Origin of the sequence: Chitinophaga sp. Hz27, from assembly GCF_042263525.1 — a bacterium.
In the GTDB taxonomy this organism is placed as follows: domain Bacteria; phylum Bacteroidota; class Bacteroidia; order Chitinophagales; family Chitinophagaceae; genus Chitinophaga.
On the sequence record NZ_JBHKFJ010000001.1, the window covers coordinates 105,963 to 132,708 of the forward strand.

Below are 26,746 nucleotides of genomic sequence, written 5' to 3' on the forward strand. Positions count from 1 at the left end.
TTAATTAGTTATTGGGCCCGGAATATCAGAAACCAGGCATTTTAAAGGAAAGTATTTGATGTCAAATTTGTCTACCAATGTGGTTTTCATGGAGGGATACACGGCATTATAATCTTCCTGCATTACAGGTACCCATCTCCGAAGGCTGCATTTGGTAGATTCATTTGAAATCGGATTGTAGTCAGTTATCTCCACCAGCTCATAGCGTTGCCCGTGGCAAATCTTGTGTTCTCGGTGATACCAGTTGGTGACATCTTTCATATTCAAATTGAACCACGTAGAATAATACTGTCCATTACGCATAATGGCAAAGCGCTGAAGAAAGAACCGCCGTAGTAAACCGCGGCCTATCTTATCACCGATACGTTCATCACAATATGAAAGTATTGGGTCCTTCTCTCCGCCAGGTTGGTAATTGACAGCAAAGAGATATGGTATTGTTTGGTAGTCAACGATGCCGCCGGCGGTTTTATATCGCCAGCCACCAGCGTCGGATACTATTCCTTTATAGTACGCAAGTTTGGGCTGGAAAGTATTCTGGCTTTCATCATTGGAGGTGTTGGAAATGTTTTCTGGTACAATACATACCAGCTGCGGCTTGATACCTGGAGTAGTCACGTTCTGCCATTGAGGCACGTCACAGTGCATAGTTGGAGCGAAAAAACGATTAGGAATCTCTTTTTTCTCTGCTTGAAATCTATCAGGAAGAACATATTTACTAGCAGCGAGTACACTATTATTTCGGTCTTGGACTACTTTTAGGATACCGTCATTACTATCATCCTTAAATTTCATGGTCACTTCCCGTTCATAATCCCTAAACAATGTAAATATGGACTGCTTAGATAGATCCTGTTTATCAGACCACTGCAGGTGGTCGCCGATAAAGTAGCCAGGCAATGAATTACCGTCGTCGTTGATCTTGCATGGGTGAGTAGGTTCGATAGTAACTACCTTCATGATACTATCTGTGCCTGGTTCTAAGTTGAACGTATCTACTACACCGGCAAAGAAGTCAAGAAATTTGTAATTCTTTAGTCCATTAAAATTATTGAAGTTGATGGTGCCACCTAATGGGATAGCAATGTCTGTCAACGTGAACTGCAAAACTTCCATTTGCGTGTAGGCATAACCTGTACCAGTAGCCACTACATGTATTTTTGCAGATACTGTATCAGCGGGACGCACATTAACACTTCGATACTCCTCATAAATGTCTCTTTTCAGGAAGTCGAATTGTGAGCCTGTAGACTGGTGCAGAACATCAATTACACCACCAGGTAATTGTTGCCCATTAAGGAACCAATATACCCTTACCCAGATCGAACAATTTGGAGGGATATATACATCCCAATCAATTTGTAGGTTAAAAGTCGCATCAATTGTTTGGTAATCAAATTGGTTAAGATATGTCCAACGCATTTCACCAGTTGCTGGAAAATATTCATATACACCATTTGCATCAAACCCGCCATCAGTAGAGTCGTTGTCTGCTTTCACATCCAGAAAGTCATTGTACCTAATTGGTGATTTTGGCCGGCTGCTGCTCTTTGCGAGGAATTTTAAATTATCCTGCTGATTTCCTTCTCCATTAAGGAAATTCCCCCAGGTCCATGGCATTACCATTCGACGAAAGTAATCTGTATTGAAAAACGTCGAGTCGATTTGATAGCCTATGGATTGAAATGCCCAATAGATAATCCAGTATACGGATATGCAAGGTTTCATATATAACGGTGTCATATAAGCATCCTTGAAGTTTCCGTCTGTGATGTCAGAGTCAAAAAAATCCATAGGTTGGCGATAACGAACTGGCGCAAAGACATAAGGCAATTTTTCATTGCGGCCATCAAACAACCAGGAATCACTGATTTCCTGTTCTGTAAAAGTGAAGACTATGTGCTGCAGTAAGTCAAATAGTGTAGTCTCTTTTAGCTGTATTATCCAATCTCCATTGTTTCCGTAGAGATCATACTCGTAGGAAATAGGTCTATCTGTATGTGAACTTTCAGTTAGGAAAGCCTTACCTACTAATAATTCGACGCCTGCGGCAATGATGGCAGCATTCCGAGCGTTTTTGAAGACCTGCCCCGAGGTTAGATCATCTATCCCTGGATTGAAAAATGAATTACTTGCCTGATCATTATCAAGAGTAGCAGGGATAGTAATACTCAGCGCCTCACTAGATTTTTTACGAGTAAAATCCTGCGGATCCTCAAGCTTATAAGAAATAGTTATACCGGCCTTATTGCCTTCACTAAGCATTATCGGCTTTCCATCAATGATAACAGATATATATTCACTTGATGCCATTATGTTCTTATAGTTTGTGTGGCATTGGCCATTGTAAACTCAATACTAAATTCGTTGAAGTATCTTTCATCCATTTTTCGGGTGTCCTGCTTGCCGTCCTTAATAATTACAGGAAGATAGTCGTCGGGTTGTCCTTGTGTACCCGTCCATTCAAGCCAGGCCGCTGGTGTGTCGAGTAATTCTTTGAGCCAAACCATATCACTTTCCCTATAACCAATTGCTATTGCTTGATAGGACTCATTTGAATTGATATTGATTCGTTGAATACCGCCGTCCTTTTTGATTAACGGTGTAGAAAGGGTTTTTTGCCAAGTATCGCTTTTCGTCTCATGCGTTTGTGAGTATAAGGAAAAATTGATAGCATCCACAGCACCAAGGCGGTTAATAAAGTGTATTCGGATATACTCGCAATCTGTTTCTGGCACAGCCAGTGTAGTAGTTGCAATTACAGAATTATCTGCATCATATACCTGTAAGTAGTAATCAGCTACCAAATTGAAATCAACATCAGGAAATAAAGAAGAAAGATTCTTAGGGCCGTTAGGCAAATGATATACGGATTGAATTTCCATGATTAGAAATTTAGTTTGAGTTCAATCAATCCTACATCCAAGAGGTTCACGGGGATGTTTAACCAACTGTTGTTTGGAGTATTCACGTTTGCAGATCCTATGAAGGTTCCATCAGCGTATACCTCATAATTACCTACTATTTGATGGCTGTTACTGGAGAATAGATGTAGTGATATGACCGTAGCATCTCGCTGGCTATGTGTCGCTTCATATCGATACAAAGCTGGATTTGCTCCTGACCAACTGCCAGCGCCAGAAATGCGGCCTGCTGTGTTGGAAATAGCAAACAAGGAACTGCCCAGTTTATATTCAGTGCAGTAAGTGCTTACCGCACCTTTAAAGGCATCCATGCGAAAAGTGAAATTTTGTGGAGCTGTAAAGGTTACTTCTGCCGATGGATCACTTGCGCCAGGATTACAAAGATTGTACACAACAGCTTTGTAAGTATCACCAGGTAGAACACCTACAAACGTATATGAATTGGTGGTAACGGTAGATTCTTGAGATGGTCCATTATTGATTTGATAGGACACTATGTAACCTGAACTGCCAGCAACAGGATTCCAGGTAATTCTCCATGTATCAGCAGTTACCCGTGTCACAATCAGACCAGTTATGGGTTGACATGGGTTTCTATTCTCTCCTACGTTCATTAATACTCCTGGATCAACTTCTGTACAATCTCCAGTTGCCGAAACCATGAAATCATATTTTCCCAAGGGAAGTGTAACTGCCCAATAAGACACCGCTCCAAGTGTGACCGCCGTCCATGGGGTAGAAGATCCTGTTTTTCTATACTGGACCTTAACACCTGATACATAAACTGGTAATGATTGCCAGCCTATGGTTATGGTTTGAGTAGTATCAGGGTTTAGCATAATACCCTGTAACACCGGCGATAATTGAGGACAGGGAAAAGGCCAGCACTTCGTTCGTTGCTGATAATTTGACTGTCCTTGTAACCTGAAGTTGAGTTGAATGCACTTTATCGGCGTTGTTCCAGTATACACTATAGGAAAGTAATCACTATCCTGTATGGCAAGGTTATATTTTCTGGGCCGGTGTGTAAGTGGAAATGCCAGTGGAGACCATATCCCAGTTTTTGAAAAGGTAAGATGTGTTAGAATATCCTGGTTATCCTCATGGAGAAGTGCACTGTTAACAATATACGAAGTATATGACTGTAGTCCAGTACCTGGTTGGGCTGGGCTCATACCTGTAGCTTGTATAGGTATAGTTCCCTCAGGAATTGTAATACCCGATTGGTTATATCCAGAGGCCCGGAATCTACAAAATACTTTTGTCAAGCTTTTTGCAGATTGGAATATATTGCCACTACCATTTGGGGCCAGTGCTGCACGAAGGTATTCCTGTGCGGCATTCTGGATATCAAATTGCCATTCACCGGGTGCAGAATAAATTGTAGATGAAAGTGATTTGTAATAAACACCACCAAAGTATATATCACACCAGACAATTGGCGCTTGATCCATTTCATTAGTAGCCATGGCATTTATTCGGTAGATCACCGGTCTATAAGCGGCACTAAGTCCGCCGGTGGATGGCTGTGCTATGATGGCTGTTACTGGCATGTTAAACCGTTTCGCTTTTCGTTTTTTGAAATTCCTCTTCTACTATCTGGTCAAATCCGTTGGTCATCCAATTGTCCAGCTCTGTCTGTTTTTTTTCGAATGCCCGTTCAATCATCTTAGTACGTTCACCTGTGGAAGAGTAATCAGTACTTGCGGCTGTAGGCATTCCTTGTTTTTTATGAACATTGGCGGTTGCAAATGCGGCTCGTTTTGCTTCTTCTTCAGAAAGCCCACGCAGTCGCCAGTAGTTCATCAGGCCTGTGATATATTGGGAGGTTTTTGCACCTGATCCTGGTGCATACGGTATTTTCTTTGCTGGCACTCCTCCGTTTACATATATCGTGTAGCCGTTGGCGGTACCAGTAAGAATTTTTTCATTACCAGTGTTTTCAATAGTGCCAGATAATGATGCTTCCATTGAACCAGTAAGGTAATGACCCTGAGATCGGCTTTCAGCCTTTATTGCTGCTTCAATGATCTGCTGGCCACCTCGTTGTATCTCGATTAGATTCATACGGTTTTCAATAGGTTAGAAGCCTTTTCCATGGTTACCAGGATGGGCAGCAGTTCTTTGAAATTTTTAAGTATTCGCTCCAGGCATATGCCACAACTTAATTGCAACCCTGGTTCAATGTGAATCGACCAGATATTAAATAAGTATAGCATTGAAGTATTACTGCTATTAGCAACAGCGTTGGCTATGATGTTCATTTCCAGTAACTCCTTTCTGTATTCTGCCGGGATTTTACCTGCGATTTCCTGTAAAGTCATGAGTTAAAGTTTATGTTCCGGATGGCTGTCTGCTACCGGAATAATTATATTGGCAATATCTTCGAAGTTATAATCTTCCACCTCACACCCAGAGAACAAACTGAATTGGAAATCAAGACGTACGCCAGAAACCCGATCCGTGCCAATAAGAGATACTGGATCGATGATCTTTTCATTCTTCCCAGCGCCTCCCAACCTGAATATGCTCCCCTGTAACATATTCGTTCTTGATACCTCATCCAGAATACGAATGAAGCCAATGGCGGCGCGTTTCATATCATGCCAATCCTGTGGAATGGTATGCATACTGGTGCCGGTAGACTTATTCGGAGTTTGTACTTGGCCTGTACCAGTCGTATAAGTGTTTTTCAGGAAGAACATAACAGCCCTATAGTGTTCCCAGTGATCACTTTGCATGAATTGCCCTTGTGAACGTGGGGGCACCAGTAGAGCCATTGGGAACTTTGACCCAGCAGCAGGTTTGATATCATCTTTAAGGACTTCATCCAGTTGCTCAGTATTAATCTCAACCCCATAACGCGGACAAATATGGAAGCGCCCCTGTATCGCATGGGATTTGGCCAGAATAGCCCGAAAGAAGTCCTCTATGAATGGATAACCTGTCATGCTTCAGCAGGTGCGGATTTAATATTGTCCAGTACTGTTTCCCGGGCTTGTTCCTGCGTGATCTTGTTGCGGAGTTCTTCAGCCAGACGATTCCATTCCGTTGAAATCATTTCACTATACCGTTGCAGTTCAATGTACTTATCCATACTGATATTTAGTTCAACAGGTGTACGTTGTATCAGGTTGTTATTAAGTACTGCAACCTGCATATAGGATAGATCTTCTGGCTTTGCTTTGTGTAGCATTGCCAAATCAGTGGTAGAGATACCCAATGATTGTAATGAAGCATATCGAAGCGCAATCTGTGCATGGTGACACCATGACCCAGAAAGATTATCAGCAGGGAACTTGGTATTCTTTAAAGCTGTTGCAAAAATTTCGTGTGGATTTGCTTTAGGTTGCTTTTCCATGTTATTTTTTTTGGTTTTCGTAATCAAGATACTGGGCATCGTTCAGTCCTTTTTCTTCAGATGCATAGATAAGTACATCATAGGCATGGGCCTGACGAGTACATTGGATACTATTCATGCCATTACCAGGAATATCAAAAACCTTTGTTTTAGCAATGGCCTTCAGGAAGTTTACCCAACCCCAGTTTTCATAATGGGCATCTGTGTATTTTCCTGTGGATTTAATTTTAGACGGGGAGAAGACGGTGAACTGTTCAGATAAATGTTTATTGAACTGCTCAAAAAAAAAGCGACAGTAAGGGCAATGTTCATCGGTAGATCTAGCATTTCATTTAGTCGATCACTATTTTCATAAAGGAATGATTCATCATATTCTTCACCTTCTTTACGTAGATAAATCGTACAAATACGTTGCAAGGCTTCCCAGTTACCACCAGCGAAGGCTGCAATATCTGCTACAACCTGCTTACTATCAATCAGCTGTCCGAATGATAGTTTACTACCATAGTGCAGCTCTGGCGGATGCAAATACCAGTTGGCTCCATTCCAAACAAATGAATTATGGAACTCCATTGAATCCTCCTCGTGAAATAGAGCAGCGAGGGATGCCTGGTAGATAGCGAAAATGTCATCAACAAAATCACTTTCCTTTAATGAATCAACAGTACAGCCGGCAAAGAATGCAAAGGTGCTAAACATTTTTTCTGCGTTGAATTCCATCAGTTCCAGTTCACGGCGGATTTCATCCTGTATCTCAAATATCTCTTTCAACCTTGCATCCAGTGAATTACCATATTCGATCTGGAAAGCAATACGCTGGCCAAGACTGAACTCAGATAGTGAAGAAGGGATAATCACCTCCCTGTCATTAATCGTTATCCTCATTGGTTAATAGTTATTTACCAGCTTTTCCTTTACTGGCTTTAGCTGTTTCTTCTGCTAACCGCTGGTTAATGTCTTCCTGATCCTTAACCGCCTTTTCTTTCGCTATTATTGATTGGCCAATTTCTTCCACAAAAGAAAGGTTGATTTCTCGCTCTTCGTAATCAGATAGACCAGCCTTTTTGGCTACACCACGGAGGATCAGTTGATGTTCTGGAAGAACATAACTGTTTAGGATACCTTCAGGGGTAATCGTGGTAAATTCGGCGTAAAGTTTATTTACAGCAGAAACAAATCTTTCACCTTCTAACTCCTTTGGAGTTAGGTCCTCTGGAACGATTACGGTAGGTAATGCAATTTCATCACCAAAGAAATTTGTGATAGGAGGAAAAAGATCTGCTACATTTTTAGTGGAAGAAACTGGAGTTGTACCTGTAGAGGTAGAAAGCATATTTATCAATGTGGTCATTCTACCATCGATAATAAATCGGTGTGAAGAATATTCTGGTGTATCGCTCAGATATTGAGTTGCTTCTTCTTTTGCGTGTTGCAATGCTGCAATTGCCAACACCAGGCAGTTTGGTTTTTCCATGGTTAATTTTCTATAAAAATACTTATTTTAAGTCAAATAACTTAAAATAAGTAAATTAACTTATTCTATCCAAGAGAGAACGATTATCATCATGGTCAGATTTATCATTGGCTATAGTGGTTTTCCTTCTGCGTAGGAACTGCTTTTCTGTGACAATGGCATACCTGCCAGCATCCAGCAGGTGGTTAAACTTATCAATAGGGGTATCGGTAACCTCACCATCCTTGTCAGTCATCCATTTATATTCCTCCAGTTCGTTCCATAGGTTCAAAGATGTAATTGTAGCATAGTTTTTCATTCCCTGCAGCTTCTTGATCCCAAACAATATGCTATCGGGTCCTTTATCTGCTGGCAATACATTGAAGCCTAAATCCCTGAGTTCCTGTATACTCTTTCCTTCAGCATTGTCAGCAAAGTTCTTTGCTTTGCGGGAAACCCCCTTCACATCCATTTCAGCAGCCAATTTAGGGTTGGTTAGTCCAGCTTCATATATTACCTCATGCCAGAATACCATGTTATTGTGAATTTTCATTTCAACGATTGCGTTAGGATCCTCTGAATAGCCAAAATCAGTTCCATAAATACTTGGATAAGGCAATGACCGGAAGAACTCCAGAGATATAGGCTCAAAGTTCCTGTATATTCTACCTCTGGCACCTTCCGGTACCAGACCCAACATGTCAACATACCATGCTTCTGGATCATAAAACTGGCTGTTGCGATTTCCATATGCTTCATATCTAGCAATTGTTTTGTGATTCAGATTTTGTATGTTATCCTTGTATGTGCAGTGAATAGCCAATACATCAGGGTTTGCTATAGGAACAGCCCAAAAATAGGGAATAGGTTTTTCTGTAACTATATCAGTAATTCCAGAATCCACAAGGGTGAAGTACCGTTTCATTAACCAGTGTTTCCGTCTGGGCGGATTATACAGGAAGATTATCTGAATGTTTTCGATCTTGTCTGTACGGATGGAGTCATCCAGTTTGTTCACCTCTTTTTCTTCATTTTCGTCGGCCTCCTCACACAAAACATGTGTCAAACCTGCAAGGGATTTGAGTTTTGCAGAGCGATTACCCGAGGTTTTTTTGAATCCTTTGGAGATGATTGTATTGCCAGTGGGTTTGTAGAGGATCGTCATCTTCGTTTCATTGATTACAAAATCATCCTCGTTGTAATCACTTTCTTCAATTCTGTCTTTGAAGTCCTGAAATAATGAATCCCGGATATCACCGAACACATTTCGCAGGAATGCGCCACGGAAATACTGTTGCTGGGTTATAAGAAGCAGAAAGTATCTGGTAGCGAAGTGGGAGCGTCCAGCGGCGCGGCCTCCCCAAATATGTATATAGCGGGCTTTAGTAGAAAATACAGGTTGGAAAATCCGATTAAATCGTAGAGTCTTTTCTACTACCATAATCTTCAAAAATTACTCGAGTAACTACTTCCTGCTGTATTGGAGTACCATTTGGACCAGAGATCTCCGCAGATGTACGGTCTTTATACCTCTCTGGTGCATGAGCTTTTAGCAGAACTATCAGTAAAGTATCGGAATATTCAGTCTCCCAGGCAATACGCTCCCCTTTGTAGTAAATACCTTTTTTCAATCCGGTAACTGCACGCCGGTGCGCCTCATCCTCCAGGCCACCTATGGCCATTATTCGCGAATTTTCAAATGAAGTGAGGAAGGATTTATTGGTATCAGCTGATGAAAGCCAATTATAGAAGGTTCGACGAGGTAATCGGGCTTTTTTGCAGGCAAGGGTAATATTACCGGTGTCTTCGAAGGCTTTAAGAAAAGCTTCCTGGATTTGTTCAGTGGTGCGTCTTTCCCCTTTTTTTATCCGTGCCATTGTGCCATTTTGAACAAATTTACTTAAAAAAAGTAAATCAACTTTAATTAAGTGTTTTTTGGCAATTCAATAGCACTGCCGTAAGACATCGGTAGGAAATCACAATTTTTTCATTCTTAAATAGTAATAGTACTCAGACTTTAATGGGCTACCATCGGGAATTTTTCGAACATTTGATTCCCAGACTTCTAAAGCTTGCTTATATAGAGCTGTTTGAGGAATTTTAAAGTACTGCTGGTAATGGATCCACTTGTTAACCTCCATTACACACTTATACAGTTCGCGAAGTTCAGGATTTTTATAGCAGTTACCTTTGAAAACCAGGTCATCAGGGCGGAAATCAGACGGTGTAGGAAACGGTGGGGTACTTCGTTGAATAAGGCTTTTTAAAACCATTTCACCGTTATAATAGATTGCCTCAAGATAACAACAATTACCTGCAACAACTGCAAAGATATCACCCAATTTTACGTCCATGAAACAAAAATACTAAATTATTTAGTATCTCCGTCTTCTGAGTAATCGATATAGTACAGGTCACTTACCTGAACTTTTAAACCTTTGGCGATTCTAGCGAGGGTAATAAAATGTAGATCAACCAGCCCTCTTTCAATAGCAGAGATGTCCTGATTCGCAATACCGGTAGCGATTTCAAGGTCTACTTGAGTCATCCCTTTTCCTTTGCGGATAGCTTGGATAGTGACTCCTATTCGTCGTAATATTTGCTTTTTTTCGTCCACCTTTAAAAATCAGTGAACCACGCTTCTTAAAATCCAGTCGATCGACTTGATTTTGTAAAAAAGCATTATATTCGTTTATCTTTGCAAATTCTGTTGATTGAATTGCATCGGCATCGTTGCCGGTGACTATGTAGCGAGGCCGCTAAACCACGAGCTACGAGTCATCCAGCGACGAGGCCCGCGTAACATATTGTGCGCGGGCTCTTTTCTATATCGCTTGGTGGTTTAGCGGCCTATAGCGTGAAGGATTGAGTCCCGCGCACTATTTTTTTTATGCGCGGTTCTATTAATACACCTCAAAAACAGAACCGAATGCAGCAAGATTGTCTTCCATTGGTAGCATCTGAAACCCAAACAGTTGCCCCTGCGGTCACTACGGACCAGCTACTTTTTATGATGGCATCCTGGAGCCACGATTTACTTTCAAATTTTAATTCGATAATTACGCTGAATGAGCTGGTGCAACGGGATGACCCTGCCAGTGTCCTGGAATTTGTTGATAACATTCAGTTCCGCATTCAGACACTGCAAAGACTAAGTAAAACAATCTATCAATTTTCCCAGGTTGAATCTGAGAAGATTGAAATGGAGGATATCCCTGTCCGTACCTACATTAAGAAACGCCTTCACTCATATGAAATCCTTGCCCAAAGAACTGGCCGCCACTTTGAATCTGAACTAATGATTCCTGATAGTGTGCATATCTGCACTGATTCGGCCAGGCTGGATTTGGTGCTGGAAAATCTGATTACTAACGCTGTTAAATACAGCCCCGAGGCAAGTACTATTATTGCGAATGTTCGGACGATCGACGATCAGCTGGCAATAACGTTAACGAACAGCTGTGTGAACATGCCTGAAGAATACCTGGACATGATATTTAAGCCTTACGTCCGACTCGATAATTCCATTCCTGGATATGGTATAGGGCTCGCGACGTGTCGAAGGTTATGCTCACAAATCAACGGTAGGATAGAGGCAACCACTCACCAAAACACGATTTCCTTTACTGTACAATTACCTTCCCAAGCATAGCCATATCCATTTTATACCTACGGCCACCTGGATTAGCCACTGGGTGGCCTTTGATTAAACTCATCATTCTATGAATATCTTCATCAGCCGGTTCTCAATGGTAGTATCAGCCATGTTAGTTGTAGTAGTATGTTTATACTGCCTGTGGATGCCGAAGGCAAACAGTACTGAATTGAATGTATCATTACGGGAAAGCGACACTGCAAACATATCCAGTGTTATCCTCAGCCCAAGTAATACACAGCCTATGAAAAAAGGGGAGAGGGCTGTTGAGGTATCTGAGTACAAATTGCAGTATCTGAAGGATGTACCACCACCTCAAGCCTTTAATATGATCCTGGTTAACAGGTATGTTTTTTATTACCACCACGCCGATTCTGTTAAAGAGAGCGAAGAATCTTATCTGATGCGGATAATGTCAGACAAATATAGCCGTTGCCATATTCTTGTCTGCGACCATGAACCATCAGCAGGTGGAAATTTACAGGTAATCCCCAAAATGCCAGGTTAGTTTACCGGTAACAACCCTCAAGTAAGCGCCGTCACGAGCTGATGGCGCTTTTTTTATGTACGAATTTGTCTTTTTCATGGTAGATGCCAACAGCTATGCACAGTTATTCACACTTCGGAATAAATATGGCATTACTTCTTTTGTTGTTGATTTTCAAATGTTTAGAAACATTGCATGTTGAAATATAATAATATTTAGAAGTATAATTGTAACCTCAAAAAATTAGGTTTACGAAACCTAAAATCAGCTCAAAGCCTTTGCCATTCTATTGTTTGATAATACTCACACACTTTTTCAACACCTGTTGGAAACTAAAATATGTCTGAAGATAAATTCATTTTACATTTGCAAAATAAATATGAAATGAAGTGGATCTGGAAGGGGTTGAAAGAATGGGTAGGATTAGATTTATATTTATAAATATCAATATGTAATACTAAATTAATATACAATCATATTTGGTTCTATATATCATTAAATTGTTCGAAGTGAACCTTTTATTTAAAGTATATAAAAATTGCATATGTTGTCATTTCTAATCTAATCATGTGTTTATGATGGAAATACAAATGATGATATTTATATAGATGTTAGCGCTATTGCGAAAGTAGTAGGCGGATTTTGTGAATTCGAGCAAATCACCGTACCTTCGTTTTGCACTGTTCGTTTTGCTAGGTTAACCTCCTGCATGTCTAACGAATCAGTATAAATCCCTAAAATTTCTTAGGAAAGGCACATCAGGTGCGTGCGATTATAAATATGTATTTATACGTATTTGTATATCATGTGCACGACTGTTGCGCCGACGCAATATTCAGGAGCGGAAATTCTGATGAGAAGATCATTGACAAGTAGATTCTGTTTAAATAAGATTAAAAAACCCGGATGGCTTTGCTATCCGGGTCAAAGAGAAAGGACATCTAAAGTCCTGATCAATAAATGAGAAAAAAACAGAAAAAACACCCCAAGAAAGACAGATCTAAAAAGAGTGTTGTCAGAAGGCCTCTTGTAGATCATACTGTTGTGGAAAATAAAACCCACATACAGGATTTGAAAAATCGCAACCTTTTAAAGGTCGCCTGGGAGGTTTTAACAAAGGTGATTTTGCCAATCTTCAACTTGGTAAAATTCATCATTAGTTTTTTTCACCATTCCAACTAAGGAAGCTTTATTTATGGCTTTCCAGCCCTGGTTGCTTCAACAACCAGGGCTTTTTTATTTTCAGTATGTAAATAATATTATTTGTGTGTACGGAATTGTGCCAACACTTTGTAATTCTATTAGACCATAGAATAAGATTTAGATACAACAAAACAAACCAGGCATGAACACTTTACTGCAATAGTGAAAATAATATGGCCAAAAATTAATCATAATTTGGAAGAATACAAATTAAATTTTGTATTTATTGCTCAAAATAAACATAACATATTCATTTTGAGAATATTATTTTCACTTTGAGAATCGTTTTTTTGTGTTATGGCTGCAAAGGTACGGATAAATTCAACAAAAATCCAAATGATAATAATATTATGCTATTATCTATAATATCACACTGTATTTTATCCTAAAGATTGTGCAAGACTAAAATTTATCTCAAAGTTTATCCTAAGATATTAATTGATTAAATAATGCTTCAAAGATTTGATTTTTTAATCTGATGAAAGGAGCGTTTCCATAACCTTGGCTAAAACAATCTCACCTGTTTCTGGATCAATCTCCAGGCTTTGACTTATAAAGTACATCATTTGCGATACGGGGCGATATTTTACACTGCTGTAATACCTATTGGATACCGACATCAGGCTGTTCATGATTCTTGCCCTTTCCTGCGCTTTGATCTCAGTCTCTACGCCAGTTTTGGAGGACAACCACCTTACAATCTTTTTCATAATTATTTTTGGTGTAATTGACTTTAATTATTGGGAAATATTTTACGGGAAACCGTAACTATTTATCATCATTCGATTCTTCATCTCAGGTGATATCAGAACTTTTCTTTACTTACTTGCCTATCTTTAAATTCCAGATATCACCTAACTGATTTGGGTTTAAAATTTTACCAGGAAATAACAGCATGGTTACTAATTGTCGGAGCTCCATCGAAACATAAGTATCCATCTTTGCAAAGTCTGTCGATGACATCTCTACCAGGATATGGGGTTATCAATCTGAAATGACCATTTTCTGCCAAGGTTTTAATTTTAGCAATAACATCATTGTATCTGGATGTTTCACTTTCCAATTCAAGAGCTAATTTTCTTGCTTCTTCTGCTTTCATTTTGTTTACCACCAGGTACCGCCTGGCCGGTTAAAATTTGTTATATTTGAAAAAAAACTTATGGACGTAAAAGACTTCGTCAAGGCTTCATTATTAGAAATATTCCAAGGGATTGCAGAGGCTCAGAAGGAAATTAGAGAAAAAAACCATCCAGGCTCAATAAACAATACCGATTATACTACTAGGCAATCAAATAATATAGAATTTGACATAGCTGTTACTGTGTCTAACTCTGATAAGAAAGAGGTAGATGGCAAACTTTCTATAGCCTCAATTTTTATGGCAGGTGGTTCATTGGAAAAGGCCAGTGATCATAATGTTGTATCTAGGATTAAGTTTTCTATACCTGTAACTTATCCACAGACAATCGGCCTAGAGCATTATGCAGAAAATGGAGGATATTAATTAAAATATTTCATTGCTTCCTGACCTATCCAACGGCCCATTGGCACAGCGACCGCATTCCCAATTAATCTGTAAGAACTCAATTTTTCTGGAAAGTAGAAGTCGTCTGGAAATCCTTGCAATCGTGCATACTCTCTGATAGTAAATGGACGTAACCCATAAGGAGAGCGTCTATCAACTATCATCCTTGTACCCTGGTCTTTTGAGTAGTGGGCAACACATGTTGGTGCAATGGCTTGTGGATCATCAGGATCCACAATTATTGGCTTATCTCTGTAATCTCCGCGAATCCTAGAAACGACATAATCTGGCAAGATGATGTTAGGTTCTGGCTCCAGAATATCCATTATACTTGGTGTGATTGTTTGTGCCGGCTCAGAAAGAAAGCATGGCCTTCGCGTACCTACCAGTATCAGACGCTTCCTGTGTTGTGGTAACCATTTGCTAGCATTAACAGGACAGAAGATATTCAAAAAGTAATCTGGCAGCTGAGTCATAGCTTCCATAACTACGGGGAACTTTCTCATGCCTGGCACGTTTTCTACAATATAGACTTCCGGTTGCTCTATAGCAATGTGCCGGAAAAAATGAAGAAACAAATCATCTCCTGTGCGTGTACCATTTATATCTGCAGCAGTGCTATATTTGGTACATGGGTAAGTTCCTACGATGATATCTGTTTTCGGTTGTTCCTTCACAGTCAGATCCTTAATGTCTGCTGTAAGAACAGTATGGCTGAAATAATGCTGGTTCTGCGTCATGCATGTGGTAGCCTCTTTGTCGAGGTCCATGGACTGAATCATGCGGATACCTGCCTGCATCAGACCTATTTCCATGCCTCCACATCCAGAGAAGTATCCTTTAGCTGTTGGTCTATACATCTTCTATGAGTTTTTAAGTGTAATAATTATTCACATATGCCCCATGTACCCATACAAGAAGGTACATCGCGTTGGTCTGTGGTGGCAAACAGGTCGTATTTTATTCCACCGCGAAGGGTTTTCGACCATTCGCGTACATCAGCGATTCGGGGTATTTCTCCTGGTGGTCTACCTGGTAATATCCCAGAAGGAAACCAGGAGCTGCCCAATTTATTTTCCCAGTATTCCAGCTTTTCCCAAGCCCAGCTTTCCAGCCGTCGCAGCTGACTCTTATTGGCATGAATACAGGGATAACAACCAACTCTGTTCATACCACCGATTGTATAAAGAGGATTCGGAGGCACACCTTTTTCTTTTAGCAAATCAAATACTTCCTTTTCCGAAGAATACAGCATCGGTAGAACTTCCATACAGGAGAAATAGTTATTCCATGCAAATGGCTGTCGCTTAGCTCTACTTACGCTTTCTCCTGCACGAATGCCAATATGCATTACTATTGGTCGATGATCATTACTATACTGCCACAGGAATTGACTAAGCGGCCATAGTTTAAGCCATTCAGTGCAGAACTGAGCTTTAGAGCTTGGAGCGCGGCCTTTCCACAGCATTAAGTCTAAGAACGTGTTCCCTGATGGATTCAGTTTCTTGTCTCTTAATTTCTCGCTGAAGTCTGCATTGACAATCTTCACTTCTGGCCCATCGGCCATGATATGAAGATTCTTTATGTAGTTTAAGGTAACAGGATGTTCGTTTCCAGTGTCAGCGAAGACAGGCACAAAATCATGGCCATAATATTCTACCATAAGACAGTACAATGCAGTAGAATCCTTTCCTCCTGATACACTACATATTCTTATTTCGCTCATCGGATATCAATTTTTCTAACTGTTCAATAACTTGTATATAATTCTTTACGGTAAACCGGATAGCACGCCAACCCTCAGCAGCAGCCAGATTGTATTTTTCTGTATCCTTCGTATAGCCGGTGAGGGTGGTATGGCCAGACTTTTCAGACATGAGCCCTTCATATTCGATACCGATTTTCAGATCAGGTACGGCAAAATCGAAACGAAATTTCCGAACTGGATGGAACCTATACTCCTTTATGACTTCTATGCCTGTCAGGCGTGACCAGATGGCCAGCTGCTCCCACATCCACTGTACTTGTTTGCAGTCTCCCACAGGTATTTTCTGCTTCTTTTTCCCTGGCTGCTGTAAGGCTGTTATTATATCCTGGTTGATGGTGGCGACCTTTGTCTGTTTTAACTGTTGTAAAGTCATTCGTGGTGCTTTCATCTGGAATAATTGTGATGTAATGTTTTTTCTGATACAACCGGAAGTCTTCTATCCATCTACCAATGATATCACGACGGTGAGAGGTAGATTTGTAGCTCTCCAATGTTTTGAAGCGATTATTCAGGTATAGCTTTATAACACCTCGCATAACAGCGGGAATTTATCAGGTTTGCCGGTAGTTGAAAGCATGCGGAAGGATACCACCCATACCCATGGATTTTGCAGCCATAGTTCCTTGCCATGTATTTTTTCAATAAGTGATTTAAATGAGTGGATAGGATTGAGTGCGTCTCGATACAATGCAGTGTAATTTTGATAACCACCCATTACTTCATTAATACCTTCGGCAATTGCATCATTCTCAATGATATCTTGTATACGATCTACTCTTCTATCTGTCACCTGTAGGTAGATACGGGCAGCTTCTTTTGGCATATGGATGGACGGTCTCCATTTAACTGCATATGGTATATATCCATTCCCAGGAAGAACCAATGCGTCTGATGGGTAATTCTGAGTACCATCAGCATATAGGTAACCTGAAATGGAGCCATACATCGGAACTTTTTCATATCGTGCAAAACGTTCCCGCACCCATAGAATATCACCAGGTTCACCATAAGGACATTTAACAGCAGTGTATTTGCCATTCTTGAAGAATACCTGTTTAAGTATACCATTATCTGACTTAATGCCAATACTTGCCCAGGAGTTAGGCGCTTCATTCATCAGTTCCAACCCAGTAAGTCTTCTAGTTTGCGTTTTCTTTCCAGCGAGAAGGGCCCGCACCATGTCCGTGCTGAATAATATTGGTCGTTCTTTCATGATGTTAAGTTTTAAAAAGGTAATTCGTCCTCGTCATCTTCCATTGCTGGCGGTTCATACCTGGCTTTCGCCTCCTTTAGTGGAATAAGCTTTGGCGCTGACATTGGTCCAGGTAATGGATCGATGTCGTAAAATTTCTGGATGGATAGTTTGGATTTGAGGGCAATGGTATCCAGTTGACCATTGCGGTGTTTTGCTATTTTTAAGTTTACATCACCACGGATAGATGGGTCTATTTCATGGGGTTCTTTCTGGTAATCCGGACGATAAAGAAACATTACCATGTCAGCGTCCTGCTCTATGGCCCCGGATTCACGGAGATCGGAAAGCATTGGTATACCTGCACCACGCTTTTCAACATCTCGCGAAAGCTGCGATAAAGCTATTACTGGTACCCGCAGTTCTTTGGCGAGGGCTTTGAGGTCTCTGGAAATTTTTGATATCTCCTGTTCTCTGTTGCCTGTCCTGTCACCAGTACCAGACATTAGTTGCAGGTAGTCGATGATAATGATTCCTACGTTATACTTCAGCACCAAGCGACGACATTTCGCACGTAATTCGAAAATGTTGAGTGCGGGAGTATCATCCAGAAACATAGGTGCCTGCCTTAGAGTTGATTCACATTTTTCAGCTAGCTCCCTCAATTCTCCCAAGTTGGTTTTGCCTCGACGAATTGAATCCAGTGGTATTTCAGACTCAGCTGAAATCAGTCGTTGCATTACCTGCGTATTGGACATTTCCAACATAAATAAAGCAACACCAGTTGGTTTGATAGGATTCAATGCCGCATTTCGTGCCAGGCTCAGAGCAAATGCCGTTTTACCAACAGAAGGACGCGCTGCGATGATGATCAGGTCAGTAGGTTGCCAACCATAAGTAAGGGAGTCTAAGGCAGTAAATCCAGATGGTACGCCAGTGATTTCTTCTTTGATGTCCATACGCAACTGCAGCTCTTTCAGTTCCTTGTCATAAAGCTGTTGGGCAGTCTTCATTACTCCCTTATGTATGTTGGAGGTAATCGCCATCAGTTTAGTTTCAGCGGCATCCAATAGATCAAAAATATCCGTGGTGTCGCGATATGCATCTTTAAGAATTTCACCAGAAATGCGAATCAATTCACGCTGCATATACTTTTGCTGCACTATACGGGCATGGGCCTCAATGTTAGCGGATGACACAACATCATTGGTAAGCTCCATAAGTACAAAAGGACCGCCGATGGATTCCAGCTCTCCGCGTTTTTTCATCGCCTCCATTAAGGTCATGATATCCAGTGGCACATTACCAGCCATTGCCTGCATACAGGCAAAGATCTTGCTGTGAGCTTCTACGTAGAAGGCTTCAGGTCTGAGTATTTCAGATACAGTATCAAATGCATCTTTTTCCAACAGGATAGCGCCTAAAATTGCTTTTTCCATAGAAGTTTGCTGTGGTGGCAGAAAACCCAGTGAAAGCGATGGCGAATCATCGTTGTGATAGTGATCGCGTCCTCTCCTCAATTCTTGCCCTTTCTGCCGCGTAGGTTGTGTTTGCGGCCTGTTCTGATATCTGTTGTTGCTTGTTGTCATAGTGGCCCTCCAATACTTTCAGGTAGTTTAAATCATTTTTAATCAGCCAGTCGAACGTAAACCATTTGCTGGTGAGCAGGAACTGAGAGGTCTTTGCCTTTCGGATAATCTCCACTAGCTCAAACTGGTCTTCTTTTATCCGCACCGAGAAATGTTTCTTCCTGGCTTTGTTGATGGTAGTAACCGCAGGTACGTCGTACTCTTTGGCGAAAAGATTCCAGAAATCAACATAAGGCTGGATAAACTGAGGGTTGTTATCTCTGATGAAGCGGAAAACCAGTTCCTTGCTGTTGTTATCAACCAGCTTGTACTGTTGTTCCAAACTCAAAACAGTACTATCTGCCGGCACCTCTGGTGCCGAAGGCTTTTTGCCTTTAGTTTTTTCTTCTTTACTTTTCTCTTCTTTACTTTGCGGATAGTTCCGCGGATTTATATCATTGTTCCGCGGATTATTTGAATTGTTCCGCGGAACAATTGTTTTTGCTCTACTTTCTTCTGTGAAAACCACATTATTCCAGGATCTTTTTTCATCGACAGAGAGTAAGAAATAGTCACTGATAATCTCAACCTTGGTACCTTTACGACGGCGCTCCGCTGTTGCGTCGATATATACTTCTTGCATGGCTTTGCTGGAAAGAACTCCGAACGTATCAGCTACCCCCTTATCGAATAGGGAACGGCGGATCAACCCGGTGATAACTTCGTCCACCACAGACACCCGCGTTCTGCAAACCTCTGTGGCAAATAATTCCATAGCCTCTCTATCTTTTAAATCGAAGTAATACCCTTTATTTTCGTATGCGCTGGCAAGGATACACTGCCAGATCCAGTAACCTTTCTCTCCAAATTCATTGATGATAAGCCGAACCTTAGGATCACGAATGTGAGCCACCTTCATGGCATAATAGGATATTCCTGGTTCTGCAATTCTTGCCATAGTTATTTAAATAAATCCTGTTGTTTGTTTTGCATGATGATCACTTCATCTTTGATAAACTGATCCAGTTGGCGTTCCCAGATTTTGGCTTTTTCCAGATCAGATTTTGCACGGTATTTAAAATATTCTTTCTGATGTCCGCGAGTTTTGCGGGTAAGCTCCAGCAGTCGAGAAAACTTTTTCTTTAAAATGTCAAGTTCTGTATCCATATGCTAAGAATTGAATAGGTTAGAAGTTTTGTCAATCATTTCCATTTCCATTCTGTCAGTAGCGCCGGTGATAGTGTTGCCAATATGCATCTTCTCCATTACAGCTTCATAACGATCCTCGTCCACAGTGTCTTTTCCAATGAGGTATGCTACATCAACATTGTTTTTTTGACCAATACGATGCGCTCTATCCTCACATTGAACACAATCCGAGTAGGTCCATGGCCATTCAACGAAAACTTCGCGGCTGGCGGCAGTTAGAGTTATTCCTACGCCGCCAGCTTTGTGGTTGACGATTATAACCAGGCAATTAGGATCATTCTGAAAGGAGTCAATATGCTTCTGTCTAGTTTGCATATCATCTGATCCTGTAACTGTTACTGCTTTTGGGTAAATTTTCTTTAGTGTAGAAACTGTTTCTATAGTACGACAGAAAACGATTATCTTTTCACCACATTCAACAACTGAGTCAATATATTCCTTGGCTGCTTCAATCTTGCCTTTGGCTGATATAGCCATCAACTTCATTACCAATTGAATGGCTTCAGCATTTTTAAAGCTTTTTATATCCTCCAATGATAATCCCATGGCAGCCAGCTCTCTTTCCGCATTTACTCGCATTCTATCATACTCATCTCGATTGGTAATGTCGCATATAATTCCCCGCCTGGTTTTTTCAGGTAGATCCTTCGCTACATCCTTTTTTTCACGACGGAAAAAACAATGCTTATTGAGTAGAAAGTTTAATTCTTTCAGATTGTTAGCACCACGTCCACCTTCACAATACCGGTCCAGGAAGTGTTTTTTGCCACCAAATGTTCCAGCATGACCCATAATGGCCAGTTGAGGGAATAGATCTGCCGGCTTATTTACCACTGGTGTACCTGATAGGCATATGACGTTTTCTTTTTGGTGACAGATACGAAGAACCAGTTTACTTTGAAGAGTGGTAGCGTCTTTACACCGTTGAGACTCATCCACGATGACCGATTTGAAAAGGTCAATCGTGGACTTCATCTGAATATCTGTGCTGCGGAAGGGTTGGCCTTTCTTAACTTCAGGCATACTGAGTACAAAGAATTTCTTTAGGCTTTCATAGTTAACAATGAAAACATCAATCATTCCAATATTCCAATACTGGTGCCAGGTGTTTTTTGACTTGTCATCCAGCACCATTGCCTTCTTGTTACTAAATTTTTCCCACTCTCGTTTCCAGTTGATTTTGGTTGAGGATGGACAAATCACTAAGCACGGGAAAGCATTTTGCTTTAATGCAGCCTCAATGCCAACGACGGTGCCGATGCTCTGTAAAGTTTTACCAAGTCCTTGTTCGTCGCCTATCATTACCCGACGCAGTTCCATGCCTCTAGCAATACCCTGTTCCTGGTAAGGCCTTAAAGTGGCCTTTAATGGCAGTTCATACTGAAGCTCTGGTAATGTTGAAATCTCAATTGTTGGCTGTCCAATTTTCTGCATAGTTTAAAATGCTTCGTCGTTAATGTCAGATTCCTGTGTTTCAAAGTCAAGCTCTGTCTGGCGTGGAGGGGCTTGTTTGCCCTTCATGTACTCTTCGATTTCGGTTAATACATCAAATACTGCCAGTCTCAATTCATGGGTGAAGGCATAATCAGATTGAAATTTAGTGACTGGAGTTTCCAGCTTGACATATTCACCAGTAGAAAGGCGTTTGAGTCCAGACAATATAACGCCTTCATTTTCGCCGTTGGCAGCGATACGGAAAGATGATACACTGAAACAGTCAAGCATTTTAGCTAGGGGATCCTGTGCCGGATCTTCATAAGTCAGCTTTGTATCTAACTTAGGTAGATTATCTATAGCTGGAATATCATCTGGATTAATCTCTTCACAGATTACAGCCAAGTGAACGTTGAAAAGTTTGAATGCAGCAATCAAATCTTCATGAACAGGCACCTGTGATTTACAGGAAAGGTTATTAGTGGTATTCGCCTGAACAGTATGCTCATAGCTATAATGACAGAACATGCCATCTTTCAGATTACCGGATTTGATTTCAATATCCTTATGCTCAAAAGATGCTTCTTCATAGTGAAGTAGCCTGTCTAGTACTCTCTGTGATGGCTGGTGAACAGATACTTCAGCTATAGGTTGTTTGTTTTGTTTTCCCATTTAACTGTATTGATTTTTTGAAGGTTAATAATGTACTTGGTGTTGACTGGAAAGCGATTCCCGTGACGATCCTACACAATCCATACATCGACATGATCGGCTACCATCGTCAGAGGTTCGCCTTTGTTTGCATATATGATGGAACTACTGAAAGCGCTACGCTGCTCTTCTGATATTATGTACATCTCCGAAGAGGTACCAGTATTTGAATGCGAGTTCTTCATATTTTTCACGTCCGGATAAGTACAGTTCACTGCCGCGAACGATCGGCACTTTAAAGACTTTGTAATTCACTTTGCTGATACCGATCAGAATATCTTTATCCCTACCTTCTATATCCATGTACCAAGCGCGTTGCCGGTCATAATCAAAGTATCTTACAGCTGCCTCGAACTGCTTTTGAGTAGTGGCGGTGGTGGACTTGATATCCCCGGAAGGAACCATACAATTATCAATGAATAGATCCCATTTGCATCTAACATCCAAGGTGAACACAAAGCCCCCGTACATAATGGGGAAGTTCTTCCTTATGCTAACCTTCTGATACTGGGACTGATTGGCCATTGCCACACAGAGAGGATCCCGATAGAATGCTTTCTTCATTGACTCCGCACGGATGAAATCTGCAGATGTATACTGGACACCGGCGCAGGTATACTGGAAATAGTCAATCTTATCTGGCTCTGTGATCATGCAGTCGATGAGAGTACCGAACTTATAGGCCTGTTCAAGATCATAGGTGACTTGTTGTGGTTGCCAGTACTTTTTGATCTCCGATAAATCGCTGTTGCTGACCTCTGGACGGCCATAGTATGGATCCTTCATCTATTTGCGGTTTACAGCTTTATAAGTAGGTTCATAACGGAGGTACTGAGAGGAAATGATTTCTCCTGTTTTATGTGCATGTTTCTCGCACCAGGCCTTCATCTGGTCCAGCTTAGTGTTGCCCATTTTATCCAGGGGGATATTCTTTCCCTCATTCTCAAACCAGTGCTGAAAGATCTGTACGTATCCAGCAGCATGGGAAACCGTAATTTCAAAACCTTGTCGAGATTTTGATGCCGGCGATGATTCAGCTACAGCAGCTGCCTGATCGAACATCACAACCGTTTCGTCAGCCGATTTTTGCAGGGCGATTTCTTGTTCAGCCTTTTGCTGTGCCGCTGCAGCATCTGCCTCAATCTTTTGCTTCTCAGCTGCCTCACGTTCTTGTCGTTCCTTTTCCATACGTTCCAATTCTTCAGTTGCGGCGGTGGCCATGGCTTCCAGTTCAGCTTTCTTTGATGGAAGGCGGTCAACTAAGTAGCGCTGTAGTTCACCAACCTGTGCTGTATACTCAGCGGCAAGTTGGTCGCGCTTAACAGCGGTATGAACTGATCCAAGAATCTCCTGGTATTTTTCGGTAGTGAGTAACCGCAAGGTTACAGTTGGTGTGAAGGATTCATAATGATCCTTCTTGTAAGCTGGTTGCATGCTACGAAGGCCATCAGCACGCTTATCGTAATCCTCTAAGGTAATTGTGGAGAATGCGGAATGCATCTGCTGCTTAATTGATAGCAGGTGGTTATTAAAATAGTCGCTAAGCTGCTTTTCAATTTCTGCACGCAAAGCCACCTCCTCTCTGGCAATAGTCGCGCGTCGATCTGCCTCCAGCTGGCGCTTCCTTTCTGCTTCCGCCAATTCCTTTGCATAAGCATTGCGGTATTGTTGTATCTGGTAGGGTATGGTACCAGCAGCAGTAATATCCAGCTTAGCTTCTTCACAAGTAAACATCTTCTTCAGCATATCCATTAGCTGTGTAATCGGCTTTCTGGCTTCATCCAGTTCTTTTTTACGGGTGTTAACCTTCGCCAGATAATGATTGGACAGTTCGTCCAGCTCTTTATCGAGTTTACCACCATTGTCCTTAATACTGGCAAGTAGACTTTGACCGGCGGCCAATGCTCTTGATACGATTGCTTGGTTGCCGGCCAGCACTGCACTACCGCCCCTGAAAGTTTCAACGGCGTTTTCGTAGACTTGAATTTCGTTTGTAGTTTCCATCATGATATGCTTTTGAGGTTAGTGATTAGAAATCCAGTGCAGAGTTGGTCGGAGTAGGAGCGGCAACGTAATCCGGTTTTGTACTTTCACTGTTTATGAAGTCATTGACAGGATCAGCTTTATGTGAAGCCGGTAGCTTTTCGGCTGGTGTTACCACATATGCAGGTACATAGGACCCAGTTGCTTCTGGAAGGCGTTGCATATCCTTTACTGGATCTTGGCCAAGGCCGTAATCGAAACCCATTTCAGGAGTTGGCTCCGCATCAACGATATCGCTGGAAAGTTTGGTGAATTCTCCAACTCGGACTTTCGGATAGTTTTTGAATGCATGCTTAATAATCTTAGCTTCAACCATCCCGTGAAAGCCATCAGTCCAGGCCTTGCTGTTAGGGTCTTTGCTGAATTTCTTTAATCGATCGATATCTTCACGGGCCATTACCTTATAGTCTGCAGTATCATCGTGTCGAACTATGCGGATATATGCAGCAATAATATTATTGGAAGTACGCGGAATCGTGGCCACATGTTCAAGGATGGATTGCCCGTTCATGTTGCCATATTTGAAGTGATCGCCTTCATACACAACCACAGGGCTGTCTGTATACTTAACCTGTCCTTGGAGAGTCCGCAGAAGTAGTTCCCCATAACCAGAAATTTGTAAACTGGCACGCTTTTCCCAAACTGGCTCATTTTTGGTACCGCTATTTACGTTGTATGGAACAATATAAACATGCTTCATTGTAGGGTCGAAGGATAGCCCAGACACAGCGACATCCATGAATACGCCGTACAAAGACAACTTTGTACATTGTTGTAAGTTGTCATTACCTTGCACTAGCTTTAGGAAATGGTATTTTTCTGTTTCATAGAAGGCTTCTGCTGTCCTACGGTGACGGATACCATTAACAACCTGGTATAACTCGATGAATCGCTCGGATACCAAAATATTCTCAATGACAGTACCAATGAAGGTGGCATTATCCAGTAATACCTGCAGCTGTTGTTTTGTGGTGAGTTGATTATTTTCCATATTTTTGTTTTTGAAGTCAATTACTGATTGGCTTTTTGCCATGGGTACCGGTAGCCGCCGGTGCCCTTTTTTATTGATGAGAGAATTGATTACATGCTCGAAGTATTGCCATTATGAAGGCGATAAGAGCCAGCAGGCGAATTATGTAGACGATACCTGTAATCAGTTCGTACTGTTTGTTTCTACTCATAATGATCTTTGAAAAGCTGACGGTCGAAACGCCCAAGGATCGCCGCCAGCCCAAACTTGACATTCCCTAATAAGTGTTTAGTCAAATTCCGATTCTATCGGAAAGTCAGGCCAGTTACCAGGATCACGTATATGCATATGCTTTTCGTTTTAAGCTACGTATAGGCATGACAGTGGCATGCCGCAAATCGCAGCTGGTTAGTGAATTATGAAAAAAGCGTTGTTTGGCACAGGTGCCAGGGGTCGAACCTGGAATTGCTGATTTGGAGTCAGCCGGTTTGCCATTGCTCCTAAACCTGTGTGTTAATCGTAGTACTGCGACCGCTCTTGTCTCTTCTCAAGGTCTTTTTCTACACGCTGTTTGCGTTGCCATTGCCGGTAAGACTCTTCGTCTTCTGGCTCTGGTTCTTCGTCTATCACTTCTATCTCTTCGTTTTCCATATTGTTGTTTTGTTTTCAAATTGAAGGCAGAGAGTAGAGACAATCCGCCGGAAGTTTTTCTGTTGTTGTTAACCCCAAAAGATTATGAAATGGTTTTTTTCTGATATGGCCTAAATAAATGGGTGATAGTCAACTGCTTCAGAGTCTTTATACACACACTTATTCTTATATTTTGAGTTTAATTTTCGATTTAAAAGCCGGCGCCAAGAGTAGCGCCGGGATATACTAACCCCAATGGATACTGTTTTGCAGCATACATCTCTAAAAAAAATAGGTACAAGCAATCTTAATAAGTATATAGCAGCAGCTGCTAAAGCAGGCATGAAAATGAATTTCTGTATCCAAAGTAAGAAGCTGATATATGTTTCCATAAAGAATACGTTTAAGGGTCAAGTGAATTTTATTTTACTCAAACGCTTATCTGTCAAGCGTTGCCGTGCTTCATCTGAGAGATCATTTGGCTTTTCTTTGGTAGATGAGGAGGAAGCGTAAAAACGCTCCCCGTCAGCTACTAAAAGTGAAGTCTCTTTTTCAATCAATGCGAGGAGTGTCTTTATGTACTCTGTCCTCTGTTGTATTGCATTGATAATAT

32 protein-coding genes and 1 tRNA gene are annotated in these 26,746 nt (G+C 41.3%); 4 read left to right on the forward strand and 29 right to left on the reverse strand.

All coding sequences use genetic code 11. The annotated features are described in order from the left end of the window. From ACE38W_RS00490 to ACE38W_RS00550, 13 genes are all read right to left on the reverse strand, one after another. The gene (locus ACE38W_RS00490; RefSeq protein ID WP_375828232.1) at positions 1 to 2,313 is read right to left on the reverse strand and encodes a hypothetical protein; all 2,313 of its coding nucleotides are present in this window, start codon (positions 2,311 to 2,313) and stop codon (positions 1 to 3) included. Continuing rightward, positions 2,313 to 2,885 (reverse strand): hypothetical protein, encoded by a 573-nt coding sequence (locus tag ACE38W_RS00495; RefSeq protein WP_375828234.1) that lies wholly within the window; start codon positions 2,883 to 2,885, stop codon positions 2,313 to 2,315. Before ACE38W_RS00495 ends, ACE38W_RS00490 begins: the two co-directional genes overlap by 1 nt. 2 nt (positions 2,886 to 2,887) lie before the next feature. Further along, positions 2,888 to 4,477: a fibronectin type III domain-containing protein gene (locus ACE38W_RS00500; RefSeq protein ID WP_375828235.1), complete on the reverse strand. Its 1,590-nt coding sequence runs from the start codon at positions 4,475 to 4,477 to the stop codon at positions 2,888 to 2,890. 1 nt (position 4,478) lies between these two features. Further along, a complete protein-coding gene (locus ACE38W_RS00505) occupies positions 4,479 to 4,991 on the reverse strand; it encodes a hypothetical protein (protein WP_375828236.1) in 513 nt (170 codons plus the stop codon). Then, positions 4,988 to 5,248: a hypothetical protein gene (locus tag ACE38W_RS00510; protein ID WP_375828238.1), complete on the reverse strand. Its 261-nt coding sequence runs from the start codon at positions 5,246 to 5,248 to the stop codon at positions 4,988 to 4,990. The genes ACE38W_RS00505 and ACE38W_RS00510 overlap by 4 nt, the downstream gene beginning before the upstream one ends. 3 nt (positions 5,249 to 5,251) lie before the next feature. Then, positions 5,252 to 5,665 (reverse strand): hypothetical protein, encoded by a 414-nt coding sequence (locus tag ACE38W_RS00515; RefSeq protein ID WP_375828239.1) that lies wholly within the window; start codon positions 5,663 to 5,665, stop codon positions 5,252 to 5,254. Between the two features lie 206 nt (positions 5,666 to 5,871). After that, positions 5,872 to 6,285 carry a hypothetical protein gene (locus ACE38W_RS00520; RefSeq protein ID WP_375828241.1) on the reverse strand — a complete coding sequence of 138 codons (414 nt, stop codon included), beginning with the start codon at positions 6,283 to 6,285 and terminating at the stop codon, positions 5,872 to 5,874. Positions 6,286 to 6,456: 171 nt separating this feature from the next. Next, on the reverse strand, positions 6,457 to 7,170 hold the full coding sequence (locus tag ACE38W_RS00525) for a hypothetical protein (RefSeq protein WP_375828242.1): 714 nt from the start codon (positions 7,168 to 7,170) through the stop codon (positions 6,457 to 6,459). 10 nt (positions 7,171 to 7,180) lie between these two features. Next, positions 7,181 to 7,759: a hypothetical protein gene (locus ACE38W_RS00530; RefSeq protein WP_375828243.1), complete on the reverse strand. Its 579-nt coding sequence runs from the start codon at positions 7,757 to 7,759 to the stop codon at positions 7,181 to 7,183. A gap of 55 nt (positions 7,760 to 7,814) precedes the next feature. Next, positions 7,815 to 9,179: a PBSX family phage terminase large subunit gene (locus ACE38W_RS00535; RefSeq protein WP_375828245.1), complete on the reverse strand. Its 1,365-nt coding sequence runs from the start codon at positions 9,177 to 9,179 to the stop codon at positions 7,815 to 7,817. After that, positions 9,151 to 9,615 carry a hypothetical protein gene (locus tag ACE38W_RS00540; RefSeq protein WP_375828246.1) on the reverse strand — a complete coding sequence of 155 codons (465 nt, stop codon included), beginning with the start codon at positions 9,613 to 9,615 and terminating at the stop codon, positions 9,151 to 9,153. The genes ACE38W_RS00535 and ACE38W_RS00540 overlap by 29 nt, the downstream gene beginning before the upstream one ends. A gap of 99 nt (positions 9,616 to 9,714) precedes the next feature. Continuing rightward, complete coding sequence (locus ACE38W_RS00545) at positions 9,715 to 10,092, reverse strand: hypothetical protein (RefSeq protein WP_375828247.1); 378 nt, start codon at positions 10,090 to 10,092, stop codon at positions 9,715 to 9,717. A gap of 17 nt (positions 10,093 to 10,109) precedes the next feature. Then, positions 10,110 to 10,355: a helix-turn-helix domain-containing protein gene (locus ACE38W_RS00550; RefSeq protein WP_375828248.1), complete on the reverse strand. Its 246-nt coding sequence runs from the start codon at positions 10,353 to 10,355 to the stop codon at positions 10,110 to 10,112. Positions 10,356 to 10,667: 312 nt separating this feature from the next. Between ACE38W_RS00550 and ACE38W_RS00555 the strand changes: the two genes are divergently transcribed. Continuing rightward, positions 10,668 to 11,390, forward strand: coding sequence for a sensor histidine kinase (locus tag ACE38W_RS00555; RefSeq protein WP_375828249.1), 723 nt, complete (start codon positions 10,668 to 10,670; stop codon positions 11,388 to 11,390). 70 nt (positions 11,391 to 11,460) lie between these two features. Next, positions 11,461 to 11,901 carry a hypothetical protein gene (locus tag ACE38W_RS00560; RefSeq protein ID WP_375828250.1) on the forward strand — a complete coding sequence of 147 codons (441 nt, stop codon included), beginning with the start codon at positions 11,461 to 11,463 and terminating at the stop codon, positions 11,899 to 11,901. Between the two features lie 1,652 nt (positions 11,902 to 13,553). Here ACE38W_RS00560 and ACE38W_RS00565 read toward each other — a convergent pair. Both ACE38W_RS00565 and ACE38W_RS00570 read right to left on the reverse strand, forming a co-directional pair. Continuing rightward, a complete protein-coding gene (locus ACE38W_RS00565) occupies positions 13,554 to 13,793 on the reverse strand; it encodes a hypothetical protein (protein WP_375828251.1) in 240 nt (79 codons plus the stop codon). A gap of 167 nt (positions 13,794 to 13,960) precedes the next feature. Beyond that, on the reverse strand, positions 13,961 to 14,182 hold the full coding sequence (locus ACE38W_RS00570) for a hypothetical protein (protein ID WP_375828252.1): 222 nt from the start codon (positions 14,180 to 14,182) through the stop codon (positions 13,961 to 13,963). A 60-nt stretch (positions 14,183 to 14,242) separates the two neighbouring features. On the opposite strand from ACE38W_RS00570, the gene ACE38W_RS00575 reads away from it, so the two are divergent. Continuing rightward, positions 14,243 to 14,587: a hypothetical protein gene (locus tag ACE38W_RS00575; RefSeq protein WP_375828254.1), complete on the forward strand. Its 345-nt coding sequence runs from the start codon at positions 14,243 to 14,245 to the stop codon at positions 14,585 to 14,587. Here ACE38W_RS00575 and ACE38W_RS00580 read toward each other — a convergent pair. The 14 genes from ACE38W_RS00580 to ACE38W_RS00645 form a co-directional block, all read right to left on the reverse strand. Next, a complete protein-coding gene (locus ACE38W_RS00580) occupies positions 14,584 to 15,468 on the reverse strand; it encodes a DNA cytosine methyltransferase (RefSeq protein ID WP_375828256.1) in 885 nt (294 codons plus the stop codon). The two genes, ACE38W_RS00575 and ACE38W_RS00580, sit on opposite strands and share 4 nt — an antisense overlap. Positions 15,469 to 15,494: 26 nt before the next feature. Beyond that, a complete protein-coding gene (locus tag ACE38W_RS00585) occupies positions 15,495 to 16,334 on the reverse strand; it encodes a phosphoadenosine phosphosulfate reductase family protein (protein ID WP_375828257.1) in 840 nt (279 codons plus the stop codon). Further along, complete coding sequence (locus tag ACE38W_RS00590) at positions 16,312 to 16,764, reverse strand: hypothetical protein (RefSeq protein ID WP_375828259.1); 453 nt, start codon at positions 16,762 to 16,764, stop codon at positions 16,312 to 16,314. The genes ACE38W_RS00585 and ACE38W_RS00590 overlap by 23 nt, the downstream gene beginning before the upstream one ends. 132 nt (positions 16,765 to 16,896) lie before the next feature. After that, positions 16,897 to 17,589, reverse strand: coding sequence for a hypothetical protein (locus ACE38W_RS00595; protein ID WP_375828260.1), 693 nt, complete (start codon positions 17,587 to 17,589; stop codon positions 16,897 to 16,899). Positions 17,590 to 17,600: 11 nt separating this feature from the next. Continuing rightward, the gene (gene dnaB, locus ACE38W_RS00600; protein ID WP_375828261.1) at positions 17,601 to 19,157 is read right to left on the reverse strand and encodes a replicative DNA helicase; all 1,557 of its coding nucleotides are present in this window, start codon (positions 19,155 to 19,157) and stop codon (positions 17,601 to 17,603) included. Continuing rightward, the gene (locus ACE38W_RS00605; protein WP_375828262.1) at positions 19,054 to 20,094 is read right to left on the reverse strand and encodes a DUF4373 domain-containing protein; all 1,041 of its coding nucleotides are present in this window, start codon (positions 20,092 to 20,094) and stop codon (positions 19,054 to 19,056) included. The genes dnaB and ACE38W_RS00605 overlap by 104 nt, the downstream gene beginning before the upstream one ends. A gap of 2 nt (positions 20,095 to 20,096) precedes the next feature. Next, positions 20,097 to 20,303: a hypothetical protein gene (locus ACE38W_RS00610; protein WP_375828264.1), complete on the reverse strand. Its 207-nt coding sequence runs from the start codon at positions 20,301 to 20,303 to the stop codon at positions 20,097 to 20,099. 3 nt (positions 20,304 to 20,306) lie between these two features. Continuing rightward, the gene (locus ACE38W_RS00615) at positions 20,307 to 21,779 is read right to left on the reverse strand and encodes a DEAD/DEAH box helicase (protein WP_375828265.1); all 1,473 of its coding nucleotides are present in this window, start codon (positions 21,777 to 21,779) and stop codon (positions 20,307 to 20,309) included. Positions 21,780 to 21,782: 3 nt separating this feature from the next. Next, complete coding sequence (locus tag ACE38W_RS00620; RefSeq protein ID WP_375828267.1) at positions 21,783 to 22,451, reverse strand: hypothetical protein; 669 nt, start codon at positions 22,449 to 22,451, stop codon at positions 21,783 to 21,785. A gap of 156 nt (positions 22,452 to 22,607) precedes the next feature. Next, complete coding sequence (locus ACE38W_RS00625) at positions 22,608 to 23,276, reverse strand: hypothetical protein (RefSeq protein ID WP_375828268.1); 669 nt, start codon at positions 23,274 to 23,276, stop codon at positions 22,608 to 22,610. Beyond that, complete coding sequence (locus ACE38W_RS00630; RefSeq protein ID WP_375828269.1) at positions 23,277 to 24,497, reverse strand: hypothetical protein; 1,221 nt, start codon at positions 24,495 to 24,497, stop codon at positions 23,277 to 23,279. It lies immediately after the preceding gene. A 22-nt stretch (positions 24,498 to 24,519) separates the two neighbouring features. After that, positions 24,520 to 25,524, reverse strand: coding sequence for a recombinase RecT (locus ACE38W_RS00635; protein ID WP_375828270.1), 1,005 nt, complete (start codon positions 25,522 to 25,524; stop codon positions 24,520 to 24,522). 414 nt (positions 25,525 to 25,938) lie between these two features. Continuing rightward, positions 25,939 to 26,013 (reverse strand) — tRNA-Trp (locus tag ACE38W_RS00640). Positions 26,014 to 26,016: 3 nt separating this feature from the next. Next, complete coding sequence (locus ACE38W_RS00645) at positions 26,017 to 26,154, reverse strand: hypothetical protein (RefSeq protein WP_375828271.1); 138 nt, start codon at positions 26,152 to 26,154, stop codon at positions 26,017 to 26,019. Between the two features lie 234 nt (positions 26,155 to 26,388). On the opposite strand from ACE38W_RS00645, the gene ACE38W_RS00650 reads away from it, so the two are divergent. Beyond that, on the forward strand, positions 26,389 to 26,646 hold the full coding sequence (locus tag ACE38W_RS00650) for a hypothetical protein (RefSeq protein WP_375828272.1): 258 nt from the start codon (positions 26,389 to 26,391) through the stop codon (positions 26,644 to 26,646). Positions 26,647 to 26,746 lie beyond the last annotated feature (100 nt).